The following is a 16,324-nucleotide window of genomic DNA, read 5'->3' on the forward strand; positions in this document are numbered from 1 at the left end:
CGGACCGTCAGGCGGGGAGACAGAGCCGCACCGGACGCGAGCCCGAGACTACGGGATCACGTCCGGTGCGGGTCATGCCCTGCGTGCTGGGGTCAGCCGACGGGCTGGCCGGCCTTGGGGCCGTCGTGCCACACGTTCCCCGAGAGGGTCACGGCGGGGGCGTTGACGGACGAGAACGGTCCGTAGGCGCCGCCGTTGGGGAAGATCGTCGTCGTGATGTGGTTGTTCGAGATGACCACGTTGTTCACCCGGGACAGCACGTCGGTGCCCTGCTGGTAGCCGCCGTACACGGTGTACGCGCCGCCGCCCATCAGGTTGCGGTCGATGAGGATGTTCTTCATCGAGTCGGCCGAGCCGGTGGACAGGATGATCGCGGACGTCGAGCCCTTGGCCACCAGGATCGTGTTGTGCACGAGCTTGACGTTGTCGGACCCGAGCGACTGGATGCCGTCGTTGTGCGAGTCGGACGTCATGAGCAGGTCGTGGATGTACGAGTCCTGCACGGTGACGTTGTCGCCGATCTTGAGGCCGTCGATCGTGCCGTGGATGTTCACGCGGGTGAGCGTGTAGTTGCGTCCGGCGACAGCGGCGTCGTTGTTCGTGTTGCCGTTGCCGTCGAGCTCCGTGTCGACGATCTGGAGGTTCTTCGCGCCCTCGTCGTTCAGGACGAGCCAGAAGCCGCTCGCACGGACGACCGAGTTACGGATGACGACGTCGCTCGCCGTGGCGGTGATGACCAGCGGCGTGGTGATCAGCTTGGAGTCGATGACCGTGCCCGGCTGCGTGATGCGGGACGGGCCCGTGTACGGCGTCAGGGCGACGCCCGCGGGGACACCGGTGGTCGACGCGCTCGGGTAGGCACCCGTGGCCGGCGGCGGGGTCGGCGTCGGGGTGGCCGTCGGCGTCGGGGTCGGCGTGGGCGTCGAGGTGGCCGTCGGCGTGGGCGTCGGGGTCGCCGTGGCCGTCGGGGTGGGCGTCGGCGTGACGGTGGGCGTCGGGGTCGGCGTCTTGGTGGGGGTCGCGGTGGGGCTCGTGGTCGGCGATGCCGTCGGCGTGCTGCCCGAGCCGGTCGACGGCGCGAACACCGGGTCGACCCAGTACTGGCTGCGGTTCCAGGTCTGCTTCGGGAACGAGCTGGACTTGCCGTACGAGTAGACGCCCGAGCTGCCGCGCGGGACCGACAGGAGGTCGGTCTGCGAGCCGGACCAGAACTGCTGCGTCTGGAGGTAGCGGCCCTTCGGGGCGAGGTACGAGGCGACGTAGCCGGAGCCGGCCTTCAGCTTCACGGGCTGGTCGAAGTAGGCGGTCTGCCAGCCGCGCGAGGTCTCGGCGCTGAACGTGACCGACGCGAGGCGCTTCCCGGAGGCGTCCCAGAGGTTGCCGACGTGGGCGCCGGAGTTCTCGGGGGTCTTGTAGAACCGGACACCGAGGACGACGCCGTCCTTCGCGGGGGTGAACGGGGTGCCGAGCTCGACGCTGTCCTGGTCGGCGTCGACGGTGCCGCCGGCGGGGACGGAGTCGCCCCACACGGTGACCTTGGGCTCGATCGCGGCCGCAGCCTGGGCCGGGGTCAGGGTGGCCCCGGAGCTGGCGATGCTGAGAGTGACCCCCACGACCGCTGCTGCTGCGACGGTCGCGATGACTCGCGCCAAGGGCGCGCGCCGCATGGGCGCTCTGTGCGTGCTCGATCGATTCACGAGGTGTGTCTCCCTACCATCGCGGCGCCGCGAGAGACCCGGGTGGGCCGATATCTCATGCCTCCGTGCGGAGGGGCGCCGTTTTGTCACTGTTGGATAACGAAGCGGCCCTCATGCTCGCATGGGTGAACTTACCGACAAACCTTCACCCGGATGGAGCAATGGGTGTAAACCCCTGATCTTGGGCTGAACTGGAAGAACGTCCAACAAAACTCGTTATGGACTTTGTCTCACTATCTGAGACGAACTGCACCGGTTGCCCCATGAAACCGGGCATCTTCGGACAAGCCTCACCCGGACGTGTGACGGTCTGCGGCGGCGCGGGCGCGGTGACACGCGAGGCACGTCATGGCAGGCTGCACGACCGTGACGACCCCCGTGCGCCTCAGCCCGGTCGACGACGACTCCCTCCCCGAGATCGCTCGCTTCCTGCACGAGAACCTCAACCAGGGGCTGTCGGCGGACGAGTGGGCGCGTGCGCTCGTGCCCTCCTGGCGCACGGCCGAGACCACCCACGGCTACTGCCTGCGGGCCGACGGCGTCCTGGTCGGCGTCTACGCCGCCTTCTTCTCGGAGCGTGTGGTCGCCGGCCGGGAGAGACGCGTCTGCAACCTCGCGGCCTGGTGCGTCCTCGACGGGTACGGAGCGCAGGGCCTCCGGCTGCTGCGCGCCCTGCTGTCCAGCGGCGCCGAGGTGTTCACCGACCTCTCGCCCAGCGGGTCGGTGGTGCCGATCGACCTGCGGCTGGGGTTCCAGAGGCTCGACACGACGACGGACGTCCGCCCGAACCTCCCCCTCTGGCGAGCGCGGGTGAAGGTCGTCACCGACGAGCGGCGCATCGCCGCGCTGCTCACGGGGCGCGACGCCGAGATCTTCCGTGACCACGTGGGCGCCGCGGCCGTGCGGCACGTCGTCCTGCTGGTCGACGACCGGCCCTGCTACGTGATGTACCGGCGGGTGCGCCGCAAGCGGCTGCCGCTGTTCGCCGCGCTGGTGCACGTCGGCGACACCGCCCTGTTCCTGCGCGGGGTAGGCCGCCTCGGCGCGCACCTGCTGGTCCGTGGCATGCCGGTCCTGCTCGCCGAGCGGCGGATCGTCGGCGGCCCGGTCGGGTTGTCGCGCACGGTCACGGGGCGGCCGAAGCTGTTCCGCGGGGCCGACGTCGAGGCCGGCGACATCGACGACCTCTACAGCGAGATCACCTCCGTGCCGTGGTGACTTCACCCCTTGTGCCCCGAATCCGGGCAGGAGCGGTCGTTACGCTGACGCCGTGGTCACGGTCTGGCACGAACTCCTCGCGGCACGGTCCCAGCTGGCCGGACACGCACCCGCGCTCTCGTTCAAGAACGACACGCTGACCTACGCGGACCTGTGGGCCGCCGCACGTCGCTGCGGCTCCGCGCTCGCCGGTCTCGGCCTGGCGCGGGAGGACCGCGTCGCCGTGTTCCTGGAGAAGCGCCCCGAGACCGTCACGGCGTTCCTCGGGACGTCGGTCGCCGGTGGTGCGTTCGTGCCCGTGAACCCGTTGCTCAAGCCCGCGCAGGTCGGGCACATCCTGACCGACTCGGGCGCTCGCGTCCTGGTCACGTCGGCCGCGCGCCTCGACCTCCTCACGGACGTGCTCGCGCAGTGCCCCGCCCTGGAGCACGTCGTCGTGGTCGACGAGCCCGGGGCGGCGCCCGACGGGATCGCGGTGCACGGCTGGGACTCGCTCCTGAGCGGGGCGACGGTCGAGCCGCTGGCCTCCGGGGTGGACCTCGACGTCGCGGCCATCCTCTACACGTCCGGCAGCACCGGCCTGCCGAAGGGCGTCGTCCTCAGCCATCGCAACCTCGTGGTGGGGGCGCAGAGCGTCAGCCAGTACCTCGAGAACACCGCCGACGACGTCATCCTCTCCGTCCTGCCGCTCAGCTTCGACGCGGGTCTGTCGCAGGTGACCACGGCCCTCGCCGTCGGCGCGCACGTCGTGCTGCTCAACTACCTCGTCCCCGCCGACGTGGCCCGCGCGTGCGCGAGGTGGAAGGTGACCGGGCTGACCTGCGTGCCACCGCTGTGGATCCAGATCGCCGGCCTCGACTGGTCGGCGGAGGCGCGCGAGTCGCTGCGGTACTTCGCGAACACCGGGGGCCGGATGCCGAAGACGGTCCTGGACAAGCTGCGCGCCCTGTTCCCGGACGCGCGCCCGTACCTGATGTACGGGCTGACCGAGGCGTTCCGGTCGACCTACCTGGATCCCGCCGAGGTGGACCGTCGGCCGGACTCGATCGGCAAGGCGATCCCGAACGCGGAGATCCTCGTGGTCCGGCCCGACGGCACCCGCTGCGACCCGGGGGAGCCCGGCGAGCTCGTGCACCGTGGCGCCCTCGTCTCGCTCGGGTACTGGGGCGACCCGGAGCGCACCGCTCAGCGGTTCCGCCCGGTCCCCGGGCCCACCACCGGGCACCGGCTGCCGGAGCTCGCGGTGTGGTCGGGAGACACGGTCGTGTCCGACGAGGACGGCTTCCTCTACTTCGTCGGGCGTGCCGACGAGATGATCAAGACGTCCGGCTACCGGGTCAGCCCGTCGGAGGTGGAGGAGGCGGCGCTGCGCACCGAGCTCGCCGTCGACGCGGTCGCCTTCGGCGTGGAGGATGACCGGCTCGGGCAGCGGATCGTGCTGGTCGTGGCCCCGCCGGCGGGCGCGACGCTCGATCCGGCGACCCTCCTCGCCGCCCTGCGCAGCGCGCTGCCGACGTTCATGGTCCCCGCCGAGATCGTGGTCCGGGACTCGGTACCCCGGTCGCCGAACGGCAAGTACGACCGACCGCGCGTCCGGGCGGAGTACGCGTCGTGACGGCCTCGACCACCGTGACCTCGTTCGGCGAGGTCGACGGCGTGCTGACCGTGGGCGGGATCGGCGTGGACCGGCTCGCGCGCCGCGTCGGCTCGACCCCCTTCTTCGCGTACGACCGCAAGCTCATCGAGGAGCGCGTCGCCCTGCTGCGCTCGGTGCTCCCCGAGAAGCTGAGCCTCGGCTACGCCGTCAAGGCCAACCCCATGCCCGCCGTCGTGCATCTGCTCGCCTCTCTGGTCGACTCGCTCGACGTCGCGAGCGCCTACGAGATGCGGGTGGCCCTGGATACCGGGACCGACCCGTCCCGCGTGAGCTTCGCCGGCCCGGGCAAGACCACCGCGGAGCTCGAGCAGGCGGTCGCGTCGGGCGTCACGATCGAGATCGAGTCGGAGGGTGAGGCGCGCCGCGTCGTCGCCGCCGGCGCCGAGCTGGGCGTGCGACCGCGCGTCGCTGTGCGCGTCAACCCCGACTTCGCCGTCCGCGGCTCCGGGATGCGGATGGGTGGGGGTCCGCAGCAGTTCGGCGTCGACGCCGAGCAGGTGCCCGACCTCCTGCGCGAGCTCGACGCGGCGGGAGTCGACCTGGTCGGGTTCCACGTCTTCGCGGGGTCGCAGAACCTCTCGGCGGACCTCCTCATGCAGGCGCAGACGCGCACGGTCGAGCTGGTGCTGGCCCTGAGCGCCGACGCGCCGCAGCCGGTCCGGTACGTCAACCTCGGCGGTGGGTTCGGCGTCCCGTACTTCCCGACCGACCAGCCGCTGGACGTCGTCGCGGTCGCCGCCCACCTGACCGAGCTCGTGGAGACGCGGCTCGCGCCGGCGCTCCCGGACGCCGAGTTCGTCATCGAGCTCGGCCGCTACCTCGTCGCCGAGGCCGGCGTCTACGTCACGCGGGTCGTCGACAGGAAGGTGTCGCGCGGCAGCACGTACCTCGTGGTCGACGGCGGGATGCACCACCAGCTCGCCGCGTCCGGCAACCTGGGCCAGGTGATCCGCCGCAACTATCCGCTTGCGGTCGGGGAGCGGATCTCGGCCGAGCCGGAGGAGACCGCGACCGTCGTCGGCTGCCTCTGCACCCCTCTCGACCTGCTCGGCGACCGCGTCGAGCTGCCGCGGGCCGACGTCGGCGACCTCGTCGTCGTCTTCCAGGCCGGCGCGTACGGCCTGACAGCCAGCCCGACGGCGTTCCTGGGCCACCCCGCACCCGTCGAGATCCTCGTCTGACCCACCACCAAGGAGCCTCATGACCGACGCAACACTCGAGGGTGTCAAGGGCATCGTCGTCACCACCCTCGGCATCGAGGACCGGGCCGCGACCCTGACCGCGACCAGCCCGCTCTTCGGCGCCGTGCCCGAGCTCGACTCCCTCGGCGTGCTCGAGGTGGTCACCAACCTCGAGTCGCACTTCGGCATCACGATCGACGACGAGGAGTTCTCCGGCGAGATCTTCGAGACCCTGGGCGCGCTCGCGCAGTTCGTCGAGGGCAAGCTCCCGTCGGCCTGATGCGCCCGCCACGCGTCCTGATCATCGTCCAGAACCTGCCGGTCCCGCTGGACCGGAGGGTGTGGCTGGAGGCCCAGGCCCTGACCGCCGCGGGCTACGAGGTGAGCGTCATCTGCCCGAAGGGGCCGGACGATCCCGCCCGGCAGGTGCTCGACGGGGTCGGCATCTACAAGTACCGCCCGGCGCCCGAGGCGAACGGCCTGCTCGGGTTCGTCGTCGAGTTCGCGTACTCGTGGCTGCGCACCGCGWGGCTGTCGGTGGTGGTGCGGCGCGAGCGCGGGTTCGACGTCATCCAGGCGTGCAACCCGCCGGACACCTACTGGCTCCTGGCCCTCCTGTGGCGCGTCGCCGGGGTGCGCTTCGTGTTCGACCACCACGACCTCAACCCCGAGCTGTTCCGGTCGCGATTCGGTGAGCCGCGCTCGGCCGGGGCGCGCGCGCAGTACGCCGGGCTGCTCTGGCTCGAGCGCCGCACGTTCCGGGCGGCGCACCGGGTCATCTCGACCAACGAGTCGTACCGCCGCGTCGCCCTGGAGCGCGGCGGGGTGCCGCGTGAGCACACCGAGGTCRTGCGCAGCGGCCCGGACACCCGCAGGATGCGGCCGGTGGTGCCCGAGTCGGATCGCGCGCGCGGCGGGCACCTCCTGGCCTACCTCGGGATCATGGGCCCGCAGGACGACGTGCACGTGGTGCTCGAGGTCATGGACGAGCTGGTCCGCGTGCGCGGGCGTCGTGACGTGCGCGCGGCGCTGCTCGGCTTCGGGGACACCCTCGAGGACCTGCGCCGTCAGTGCACCGCGCTCGGGCTCGACGACGTGGTGGAGTTCACCGGCCGGGTCGGTCCGCGGGAGATCGGCGACTACCTGAGCGCGGCGAGCATCGGGGTCGGGCCGGACCGCAACACCCCGCTGAACGACGCGTCGACCATGAACAAGACCATGGAGTACATGGCCTACGCCGTGCCGGCCATCTCGTTCGACCTCACCGAGACCCGCTTCTCAGCGGGCGACACCGGCGTCATCGTGCCGTCGGGGGACGTCGGCGCCTTCGCGGACGCGGTCGAGGAGCTCCTGGACGACGAGGACCGGCGGGTCGCCCTGTCGCTGGCCGCGCGCGAGCGTGCCGTCGCGGAGCTCGACTGGCGTCCGCAGCGGCGCCGGTACCTCGGGGTGTTCGACGGCCTGCTCGGGTTCCGCTCGAGGGTCCCGTCGGACGACCCCGCGCCCGACCCCGCAGACCCGTGGGGACGCGCGTACATCGACCTCGAGACGCCCGGCGAGCTCGAGTCGTTCGTCCGGTCCCGGGGCCCCGCGCGCTGAGCCGGAGCCGTCAGCGCGGTGCGTCGGCCGAGCCCACACGCCGGGCTCGGCGCGTGTCGAGCGGCTCGGTAGGTGGCGTGACCGCGGGCGGCGGGGCGGGCAGGGCGGGTGCCGGCTCCACGTCCACCGCCGGCGGTGGTCGGCCCGTGTCGCGGTCGCTCGGATGCAGCCGGATCAGCGCCCCCGCGATGCCGAGCGCCAGGAACAGCGTCCCCATCGTCATCGGGAACCCGAACCCGTCGAAGAAGGCGAGCGAGACCGCACCGGCCAGGATCCCCGCGACGAGGRAGAGCGCGAGGTCGCGTGACTGCGGGTCCGCCCACCGGCGCCGACGGCGCACCAGGACGACGATCGCGGTGACCGGGATGGCGAGGAACGCGACCGTCCCGACGATCCCGGCGCTGACCAGCAGGCCGAGGTAGTTGTTGTCGAAGATCCGGTACTTGGGCAGGAAGGTGCCGAGGCCGCGACCGAACCAGGGCGCGTCGGTGAAGAACTGCCAGGCGACCGCGTAGCTGTCGGTCCGTGACGTGATGCTCGGGTCGTCCTTCACCCCGCTGAACATGCCGCGGACCGAGCTGAAGAGGCGGGGGACGCCGGCCGCGAGCACGCCGGCGACGAGGACGAACGACCCGCCCACCCGCCAGCGCAGGGCAGGCGGCCAGCCCACCAGGAGCACGAGCATGCAGACCGCGAGGCCGATGTACGCCGAGCGGGACATCGACAGGGCCAGGGCCAGCGAGATCGTCGCGACCGGGAACCAGCGCCGCACGAACCCGCGCCCGGCGGGGTGGAGCGCCCCGTGCAGGGCGAGGGGCAGGAGGATCGACAGGAGCGCGCCGAACTCGATCGGGCTGGTCGCCGTCCCCGAGATGCGCACCAGACCGTTGCGGAAGKCCGCGCTGACATCGCTCACCGCGGTCAGGCCCGGGATGGCGATGCGGTCGACCAGCGGCTGCTTGGTCACGTACTGGGCGAGCCCCACCAGGGCCATCAGCCCGCCGATGAAGGCGAACCGGCGCACCAGCACCTCGACGTCCCGCAGCTTGGTCAGGCCGTCGTGCGCCGTCAGCAGCGCGCCGGACCAGGAGATGACCACGAGCACCGCGACGTCGGCCGGGCTGACCTCGTCGGAGTCGATCGGCCGCGTCATCGCCGCGACGTAGCTGATCCCGACGGTGACCAGGAAGTACGTGAGCGCGATCCGGACCGGTCGACGAGGGCCGGCCACGCTCGCCGAGCGCCAGAGCTGCGCGAGGAACCACACGAGGGCGCTCGCGAGCCCGAACAGCGTCGAGGGTGCGCCGGCGCTGCCCAGCGGGTGGAACACCAGCCGCGACGGGATGCCGAACAGCAGGACGAGGTAGACGGTCAGCCACGTGAGGACGCCGGTCGTGCGCAGGGCGTCGCGCGACCGCGCGGTCGTGACGGTCGAGACGGTCGAGCTATCCACGACGCGCGACGCGCGACTCGTCGTCGCGGGACGGCCCGTCCAGCGCCCGCGGCGGCCACTCGGAGCCGTACTGCTCCTCCGACCGGGCGAAGTCGCGCGACTCGATGTGCGGGACGCCGGCGGGCCAGGTCTTGGCGGCGTCCGACAGCGCCCCGCGCTCCGCCTGGCCCGGCGCCGGCTCCGGGGCGACCTCGGGGACGTCGGGGACGAGCTCGGGGACCACGACGGGCGTCACGTCGGGCGCGGCGTCCTCGGGGGCGGTCGCCTCGACGGGCTCCGTCTCGACGGCCGCGGCGGCGGGTGCCTCGGGCTCGTCGGCGCGCACCGTCGCACGGCGGCGCTCACGTCGCCGGGCTGCCAGCGCGTCGAAGGCGATCGCACCGACGAGCGTGAGCACCAGGGCGAACCCCGCCGCGGCGATGAGCGCGCGCAGGGAGTCGCCGCGCTCGGTGGTGGGCTCCCTGTCGACCGACAGCGGCATCGAGGTGACCCGCGAGTCGGCCGGGGCGTCGACCTGGTCCTGCAGCATGGACAGGGCCTCGGGCAGCGTGGCGAGGACCGAGTTCAGGGCCTCCATCACGTCGTCCTTCGAGGGGTCCTCCACGGTGATCAGGACCAGCGGGCCGCGGGACAGCGGGTCGAGCACGATGTCATAGGTGGTGTTCGGGAAGTCCTTCGCGAACACCTGACGGGCCTCGTCACCCGCGAGGTACGCGACGACCAGCGCCGCGGGCTGCTCGAGCCCGCCCAGCTGGAGCAGGGGGTTCGAGCCGTCCTCGAGGGACGCGCCGGGCGGCAGGAGGAGCACGCTGCCGGTCGCGCTGTACGTCGGCGGGACGGCGTCGTTGGCGACGTACACGAGTCCCACGGTCATGGCGAGACCCACGAGCACGACGTACCACCGCCGCAGCAGTGCAGCAGCGACAGCGGTGAACTCCATGGCTGCTCCTGTCCAGATCGACCCGCGAGCGGACGGGCTGGCGGCGGTCCTTCGAGGTTAGTGCCGGGTCCCGCGCTGGTGGCACAGGCACTCGGAATCATGTCCGATTCGTCACGATATCTTCATCCGGTCGCCGAGCGGTCCGCCCGGGTCTGCATGCCAGACTCGACGAGGTGGCAGGAGGTGGCGGGCGATGACGATCTGGGACGCGCTCCAAGCGCTCGTCCGCCGGTGGTACGTGCTTCTCGGCGCTGTCCTCATCGGCGTGCTCGCCAGCTACGTCGCCGTCACCGCCGAGGGCGCGTACTGGTCCCACGCGGAGGTCACGTTCCTGGCGCCCACCAGCGCGATCAACCCCAACGCCCTGCGGACCACCTCGAGCGATCTCATCATCGCCGCCGGTGCCGTCGCGAAGCGCGTGAACGGGAACGCGACGTGGAACCAGATGGCCGACCCGGCGGCGACGATCGTCGGCCAGGGCATCCTCGACGGGTGGCAGGTCAAGCTGCCGGACCACGGCGGGCAGTGGTCCCGCGTGTACCCCCGCCAGGTGCTCGACATCCAGGTGAGCGGCCCCACGGCCGACGCTGTCCGGGTGCGTCGGGCGGAGCTCATCGAGCGCATCGACGCCGAGCTCGCGGGGCTGCAGGAGGGCGTCGCACCGTCGGACCTGATCACCACGGCGGTCGTGCCGGCTACCCCGTCGATCTCCTACATGCACGGCAGCAAGGTCCGCGCGCTCGCGATGATCTGGGTGCTGGTGGGGGTCGGGGTGCTCGCCGCGATCCAGATCCTCGAGCCGCGCTCGGCCCGCCAGCCGTGGTCGGGGGTGGTCCCCGCGGCGCCGAGCGCAGCAGCAGGACCCCGGCACGGACGCCGGTCGGCGCCGGGGGCGGGCCGGCGACGCGCCCAGCCGGGAGGACCGCCGCCGCGTGGGAAGCGACCGGCTCCGCCGCAGGACCTGGCGCCGAACGACGCCAAGGTGGTCGCGTCCGGACCGGCGGCGAACATCGACCGCCGCCGCCCGGGCGCCGACCAGTGAGCGGGGACTAGCCGCCGAGCACCCCGCGGAGCAGCTCTGCGCGCTGAGCGCCCACCCGGCCGTACGTGAACCGGTCGGCGGCCGCACGCGCGGCCGCTCCGTACGCGCGCCGGGTCTCGGCGTCCTCGGCCAGCAGCCGGAGCGCAGCAGCGATCTGGGGCGCGGAGCCGGGCTCGACCACCACACCCGTGCGCCCCTGCTCGACCAGGCGGGCGGCACCCATCGGCGTCGTGACGACCGGGAGGCCGCAGGCGGCCGCCTCGTAGGTCACCTGCGGCCCGCCCTCCTCCCAGGTGGGGAAGACGAAGACGTCGGACCCGGAGTACAGCACTGCGGGGTTGTCGACGTAGCCGGCCAGCCGGACGCGGCCCGACCGCGCGTGCGCGTCGACGAGGTCACGGATCTCGTCGTCGACGGCGCCGACGAGGACCAGCTCGCCCTCGACGTCCAGGGACGCCCAGGCCTCCAGCAGCTCGGGCACTCCCTTGCGCACGCCGATCCGGCCGACGAACACGGCCCGGAACCCCGGCCCCCGCTCGACCGGGGCACCGAGCGCGAACCGCTCGGGTCGCCAGCCGAACGACGTCCGCAGGATCTGCTCGGGCCGGACGTCGAGCGCGAGGAGGGACTTCTCGACCTCCGGGTTCGACGCGAAGTAGTAGTCGTAGAGCCGCAGCTCGGCCGTCTCGCCCTCGATGACGTCCCGGGTCACCGCGTGCGTGGGGGGCATGCCCAACCGGGCGTAGGCCCGGTCCAGGAGGGGTCCGGAGGTCGCGCAGGCCGAGTTGATCATCTCGCGCACCGTGACGATGCCCCGGTCGCGTGCGGCCTCGACGGCGGCACCGGGTGTGCCGGGCCAGAAGTGGGCGACGGTCGACCCGGGGTCCGCCGCGTCCACGGTGCGGCGGAACCGGCGGTCGAGCAGGCGCAGCGCGGGCCGCTCGACCCGGCGCCACGGGAGCCGGCTGGTCACCGGCGGGACGGGGGTGCGCACCGTCACCCCCTCGGGGAGCGCGGTCCTGCTGCGGCCCGCGTGGACCTCGGTGCGGACGCCGGCGGCCGCCATCCCACCGGCGATCTGCGCACAGCTCTCCGCCGGTCCGCGTCCGCTGAACGAGTACGGCGCGTACACCAGGCACCGCACCTCGCCCCCCGCCGCGATCACTCCACCACCGCCGGCGACCACGCCCCGGGGATGAGGACGGCAGGGGTCGCGTCGGGCGTCGTGTCCACCGCCCACACGTCGGTGGTGCCGGGCAGGTCCGCCCGCGGCAGGCCGTACAGGAGGGTGTCGTCGTCGAGCCACGCGGCCTGGTCGTCGACCCCGCGGGTGGCCGGCAGCAACGTCTCGGTGCCGTCGGCCAGGTCCAGCACGGCGAGCGACCAGACGGGCTGCCCTCCGACGGTGTCGACCACCTTCTTGTAGGCCACCTGCGTGCGGTCCGGGGAGATCGACGGGCACTCGGCGTCGGTGCGCAGGGACGTGAGGGTCCGGTCCTCGACGGAGCCGCGCACCAGCCAGGTGGTGCCGACGGACTGCGAGGCGGCGGTCGCGTAGAACTCGTCGTCGTCGACGAACGTCACGCCCCAGATGTTGCGGTCCGCGGCGGTGAACGGGGCTCCGTCGACCGTCAGCGCGAAGTCCTCCACGTTGCCCAGCGAGGTGCCGTCGGCGCGGTGGATCTCGGTGAGGGTCGAAAACCCGACCGTCGCGTAGGAGTGGCCGGTGACGAACGAGGTCGTCGCGACCAGGGTGCCGTCGTCGGACAGGCGCGTGCGGCTGGGGATGCCCGGCAGGCCCCACGTCTCGACGGGCTGCCAGTCGGTGTCGAGCACCTCGGCCTCCCACCGGGTGGCGATGCCGGCGATCGTGCGCAGGCACGAGGCGACAGGGCCGGCGACGTCCACGCGGTCGCAGGCGACGTCCGTGAACGCGCGTGCGCCGCCGGGGTCGTCGAGGGGCACCGCCGAGACCAGGCCGTACTCGTTGCCGGGCAGCGTCGAGCGGAACACGATGTGCGGCGCGGCGAGCACGGCGTCCAGGTCGGTCGACTCGACGGCGGGCGCGGACTCGATCGCGGCCTGGTTGGCGCGCCAGGCGGCGACGGCGTAGGCGCCCACGCCGACCAGGACGACGACCGTGACGGCGACGAGGATCGCCACGCGCGGCGGCACACGCCTCACCGGCCGTCCTCGGCGTCGACGAGCTCGGGTCCCGCGTCGGCGTCCTGGGGCGCCGCGTCGAGCCCGCGGACGACGTACCACGCGACCGGCACGGCGCACGCGAGCAGGACCGCGACGGAGAGGATCGCCGGTCCGCGGCCCACGGTGTACCAGAGCAGGCCGAAGAGTGCGGACGAGGCCATGCGGGCCACGGCCACCACGGTCTGGGCGGTGCCGATCGCGGACGCCCGGGCGTTCGGGGCGGCCCGGCGCCCGACGAGCGCGGCGAGCACCCCGTCCGTCGCGGCGTAGAAGAGCCCGAGCAGGAGCAGGGCCGCCACGGTGGTCACGGCCGAGGCGGTCGCGACGCCGGCGCACACGTAGGCGACCACCAGCGCGGCATGACCCCACACGAACACCCGCGCCCGGCCGACCCGGTCCGCCAGCCGACCGACGGGGATGGCGAGCGACATGTAGGCCAGGTTGGTGCCCACGTACAGCAGCGGGAACCACTGCGTCGCGAACCCGTCGCGGGCCTGCAGGGACAGGTAGATGAAGCCGTCACCCACGGTGAGCAGCGCGAGGATGCCGGCCATGACGAAGATCCGCCGCAGCCCCGGCTCGGTGAGGAACGACCAGCTGAACGGCCGGCCGGCCGGCTCGAGCCCGGGGATGTCGCAGGTGCAGCCCTTGCACTTCGGCAGCTTGCGGGCCTCGCGGGACCGGTGCTGCGTGAGCCAGGCCGCCCGGCGCGGGCGCAGGTCGGGCACCAGCAGGACCAGGGCGGCGAGCCCGATGACGGCGCAGCCGAACGAGATGACGAACACGGTCTGGTAGCCGTCGGGGATGGCCCACAGGACGACGAACGCGAGGAGCGGTCCGAGGGCGGCACCGATCGTGTCGAGCGTGCGGTGCACCCCGAACGACCGACCGAGCGTGCGCGGGTCCGACGAGGCGGTGATCATCGCGTCGCGCGGCGCGGTGCGGATCCCCTTGCCGACGCGGTCGATCGCGACGATCGCCGTCACCGCCGCGAAGCTGCTGGCGACCAGGAGCACTCCCCGGGTGACCGCCGACAGCCCGTACCCGACGACCGCGACCCACTTGGGGTGGTCGCCCCTGTCCGCCGCCCAGCCGCCCGCGATCCGGACCAGTGCGCTGGCGCCCTGCATGAGGCCGTCGACGAAGCCGTACGCGAGCGTCGAGAGACCCAGGGCGGTGGTCAGGTACAGGGGCAGGACGGCGGCGACCGACTCCGACGAGATGTCGGTGAGCATGCTCACCACGCCGAGCGTGATGACCACCGACGAGACCCGACCGCGCTTGGCGGCCCTGACCGCGCGCGCCTCTTCGGGTGACGCGGCGTCGGAGCGGGCGGGACGGTCGCGCAGGGACAGGTACACCGCGCGTCACCCGGCCGTCGTCAGCGCGCCGGCGACGGAGAGCTCGGTGCCGCCGCCGAGGCGGTCGCGCACGGTGAGCACCAGGGCGTCGGGCCCGCGGGTGAAGGACGTGGCGAGGGAGCCGGGCAGGGCGGGGGAGTCTTCGACGGTGAAGCCGGCGGCGCTGAGGGCGGCGACGTACGCGGCCTGGACGTCGGTGGGCGCGGAGTCGCTGCTCGCCTGGAGCCCGACCTGCAGCCGGTCGTCGGACGCGGACACCGAGCTGGAGACGACGGTGAGCCCGTCGAGGATCGGGACGACCCCGGTGGGGAAGCCCTTCACGACGGCGCCGTTCGCCGCGCCGGTCGCGGGCAGCGGTCCCGTCAGCGACGGACCCGGTGCCGTGGTGTCGGGCAGCCCGGACGGACCGGGCGGCTGCGACGGCAGGATCTCGCCCGCGAGCACCTCCGCACCGCCGCTCCCCGGAGTCCCCGTGCTCGCCGAGTCGGGGGCGGAGGGGTCGTCCGAGGGTCGGTCCGTGGCGGTGGCACCGGCGCGGTCGCGGGTGGCGCTCGACGACGGCGAGGCGGTGGCGTCCGGCTCCGACCTCGGTGAGGTGCACCCCGCCGTCGTGCCCAGCACGAGCACGGCCGCGAGCACCAGCGCGCGGCCGCGACCGGCGGCTGCGGCGGTGGCCCGGGACGGGCTGTGCGGGGTGGACATCGGCGACCTCGGCAGGGTGGGGTCCAGCGGATCGACGACCGACCAAAGCGCCAGAAAGCGGACAGGTGGAAGGTGCTCACGGTACCGACGCAGAGACCCGGTTCCGACCGTGCGCGACCCTTTTCACCCGGGTCAGAAGGGTGCCGTCACACGTTCGGTCCAGAGGGTGCGTCAGGCGACGGCGAGCTCGTCCACCACGTGGTCGGCGATCTCCAGCGCGCACGTCGCCGCCGGTGAGGGGGCGTTGAGCACGTGCACCTGCCGCGCGGTGCGCTGCAGCAGGAAGTCGTCGACCAGCCGTCCGTCGCGTGCCACGGCCTGCGCGCGCACCCCGGCGGGCGAGGGGACGAGGTCGTCCGGGACGATCGCGGGCACCAGCTGCGCCAGGCTGTGCGCGAACGCGCGCCGGGACAGCGACCGGACAACCTCGCGCGCGCCCGGCACGAGGTTGCGCGCGCCCATCCGCCACAGGCCGGGCCAGGTCAGGGCGTCGGCCGCGTCGCGGACGTTCACCTCCCGCCACGAGTAGCCCTCACGGGCCAGGGCGAGCACGGCGTTCGGGCCCGCGTGCACGCCGCCGCCGATCATCCGCGTGAGGTGCACGCCGAGGAACGGGAAGCGCGGGTCGGGCACCGGGTAGACGAGCCCGTTGACCAGCTCGGCGGCGGTGGCGGACAGCTCGAAGTACTCGCCGCGGAACGGCACGATCCGCGCGCTCGGCTCGAGGCCGCACGCCCGCGCGACGCGGTCGGCGTGCAGGCCGGCACAGGCCACCACGGCGTCCGCCCGCAGCTCGGAGAACGCGTCACCCCGCTCGATCCGCAGGTGCACCCGGTCCTCGGTCTCGGTCGCCCCGGCGACCGAGGCGCCGAGCAGCACCACACCGCCCCCGTCGGACACCTCCGCGGCGAGCGCCCGGCAGATGCCGGTGTAGTCGACGATCCCCGTGCTCTCCACCCACAGCGCGTCGACGCACTCGACGTGCGGCTCGCGCTCGCGGGCGCCGGCCTTCCCCACCAGCTGGGCGGGGACCCCGTTGGCCCGGGCGCGCTCGGCGAGCCGGTGCAGGCCGGGCACCTGGTCGGGCGCGGTCGCGACCACGAGCTTGCCGGTGATCTCGACGTCGACCCCGTGCTCGCGGGCGTAGTCGGTCATGCTGCGCTGGCCGGCCACCGACATGCGCGCCTTGAGGCTGCCCGGCGGGTAGTAGAGGCCGGAGTGCATGACCCCCGAGTTCCGGCCGGTCTGGTGCACGGCGACGGCCGGCTC

Annotated in this window: 14 protein-coding genes; 6 read left to right on the forward strand and 8 right to left on the reverse strand. The window is 73.1% G+C overall.

What is annotated here, in order from left to right:
• Positions 1-92 precede the first annotated feature (92 nt).
• On the reverse strand, positions 93-1,613 hold the full coding sequence (locus tag AC1DUQ_RS00230) for a DUF4082 domain-containing protein (protein ID WP_477073234.1): 1,521 nt from the start codon (positions 1,611-1,613) through the stop codon (positions 93-95).
• 450 nt (positions 1,614-2,063) lie between these two features.
• Between AC1DUQ_RS00230 and AC1DUQ_RS00235 the strand changes: the two genes are divergently transcribed.
• The 5 genes from AC1DUQ_RS00235 to AC1DUQ_RS00255 are packed head-to-tail and all read left to right on the forward strand — an operon-like array spanning position 2,064 to position 7,352.
• On the forward strand, positions 2,064-2,915 hold the full coding sequence (locus AC1DUQ_RS00235; RefSeq protein WP_477060193.1) for a hypothetical protein: 852 nt from the start codon (positions 2,064-2,066) through the stop codon (positions 2,913-2,915).
• A 52-nt stretch (positions 2,916-2,967) separates the two neighbouring features.
• Positions 2,968-4,530: an acyl-CoA ligase (AMP-forming), exosortase A system-associated gene (locus tag AC1DUQ_RS00240; protein ID WP_477060194.1), complete on the forward strand. Its 1,563-nt coding sequence runs from the start codon at positions 2,968-2,970 to the stop codon at positions 4,528-4,530.
• Positions 4,527-5,753 (forward strand): pyridoxal-dependent decarboxylase, exosortase A system-associated, encoded by a 1,227-nt coding sequence (locus AC1DUQ_RS00245; RefSeq protein WP_477060195.1) that lies wholly within the window; start codon positions 4,527-4,529, stop codon positions 5,751-5,753. Before AC1DUQ_RS00240 ends, AC1DUQ_RS00245 begins: the two co-directional genes overlap by 4 nt.
• Before the next feature lie 19 nt (positions 5,754-5,772).
• Entirely contained in the window at positions 5,773-6,033 is a 261-nt protein-coding gene (locus tag AC1DUQ_RS00250) for an acyl carrier protein (RefSeq protein ID WP_477060196.1), read from the forward strand.
• Complete coding sequence (locus tag AC1DUQ_RS00255) at positions 6,033-7,352, forward strand: glycosyltransferase family 4 protein (RefSeq protein ID WP_477073235.1); 1,320 nt, start codon at positions 6,033-6,035, stop codon at positions 7,350-7,352. The genes AC1DUQ_RS00250 and AC1DUQ_RS00255 overlap by 1 nt, the downstream gene beginning before the upstream one ends.
• 10 nt (positions 7,353-7,362) lie before the next feature.
• On the opposite strand, the gene AC1DUQ_RS00260 is transcribed toward AC1DUQ_RS00255, so the two are convergent.
• Together AC1DUQ_RS00260 and AC1DUQ_RS00265 are read right to left on the reverse strand one after the other, a co-directional pair.
• On the reverse strand, positions 7,363-8,805 hold the full coding sequence (locus tag AC1DUQ_RS00260; RefSeq protein WP_477073236.1) for an O-antigen ligase family protein: 1,443 nt from the start codon (positions 8,803-8,805) through the stop codon (positions 7,363-7,365).
• On the reverse strand, positions 8,798-9,745 hold the full coding sequence (locus tag AC1DUQ_RS00265) for a hypothetical protein (RefSeq protein ID WP_477060199.1): 948 nt from the start codon (positions 9,743-9,745) through the stop codon (positions 8,798-8,800). The genes AC1DUQ_RS00260 and AC1DUQ_RS00265 overlap by 8 nt, the downstream gene beginning before the upstream one ends.
• A 193-nt stretch (positions 9,746-9,938) precedes the next feature.
• Between AC1DUQ_RS00265 and AC1DUQ_RS00270 the strand changes: the two genes are divergently transcribed.
• On the forward strand, positions 9,939-10,787 hold the full coding sequence (locus AC1DUQ_RS00270) for a hypothetical protein (protein WP_477060200.1): 849 nt from the start codon (positions 9,939-9,941) through the stop codon (positions 10,785-10,787).
• 7 nt (positions 10,788-10,794) lie between these two features.
• On the opposite strand, the gene AC1DUQ_RS00275 is transcribed toward AC1DUQ_RS00270, so the two are convergent.
• The 5 genes from AC1DUQ_RS00275 to lhgO all read right to left on the reverse strand — a co-directional run.
• Positions 10,795-11,952: a glycosyltransferase family 4 protein gene (locus tag AC1DUQ_RS00275; protein WP_477073237.1), complete on the reverse strand. Its 1,158-nt coding sequence runs from the start codon at positions 11,950-11,952 to the stop codon at positions 10,795-10,797.
• Positions 11,949-12,971 carry a TolB-like translocation protein gene (locus AC1DUQ_RS00280; RefSeq protein ID WP_477060202.1) on the reverse strand — a complete coding sequence of 341 codons (1,023 nt, stop codon included), beginning with the start codon at positions 12,969-12,971 and terminating at the stop codon, positions 11,949-11,951. The genes AC1DUQ_RS00275 and AC1DUQ_RS00280 overlap by 4 nt, the downstream gene beginning before the upstream one ends.
• Positions 12,968-14,353 (reverse strand): MFS transporter, encoded by a 1,386-nt coding sequence (locus tag AC1DUQ_RS00285; RefSeq protein ID WP_477060203.1) that lies wholly within the window; start codon positions 14,351-14,353, stop codon positions 12,968-12,970. The genes AC1DUQ_RS00280 and AC1DUQ_RS00285 overlap by 4 nt, the downstream gene beginning before the upstream one ends.
• Before the next feature lie 6 nt (positions 14,354-14,359).
• Positions 14,360-15,055: a hypothetical protein gene (locus AC1DUQ_RS00290; protein ID WP_477073238.1), complete on the reverse strand. Its 696-nt coding sequence runs from the start codon at positions 15,053-15,055 to the stop codon at positions 14,360-14,362.
• A gap of 171 nt (positions 15,056-15,226) precedes the next feature.
• Positions 15,227-16,324, reverse strand: a 1,098-nt coding sequence (gene lhgO / locus AC1DUQ_RS00295; RefSeq protein ID WP_477073239.1) for an L-2-hydroxyglutarate oxidase, incomplete at its 5' end; no start/stop codon positions are given.

It is taken from the genome of Cellulomonas sp. P4_B5_2 (assembly GCF_056402235.1).

Coding starts and splice junctions, on each gene's coding strand:
- AC1DUQ_RS00250 (WP_477060196.1), top strand. CDS start 5,773: ATGACCGACGCAACACTCGAGGGTGTCAAGGGCATCGTCGTCACCACC.
- AC1DUQ_RS00265 (WP_477060199.1), bottom strand. CDS start 9,745: ATGGAGTTCACCGCTGTCGCTGCTGCACTGCTGCGGCGGTGGTACGTC.
- AC1DUQ_RS00270 (WP_477060200.1), top strand. CDS start 9,939: ATGACGATCTGGGACGCGCTCCAAGCGCTCGTCCGCCGGTGGTACGTG.
- AC1DUQ_RS00290 (WP_477073238.1), bottom strand. CDS start 15,055: ATGTCCACCCCGCACAGCCCGTCCCGGGCCACCGCCGCAGCCGCCGGT.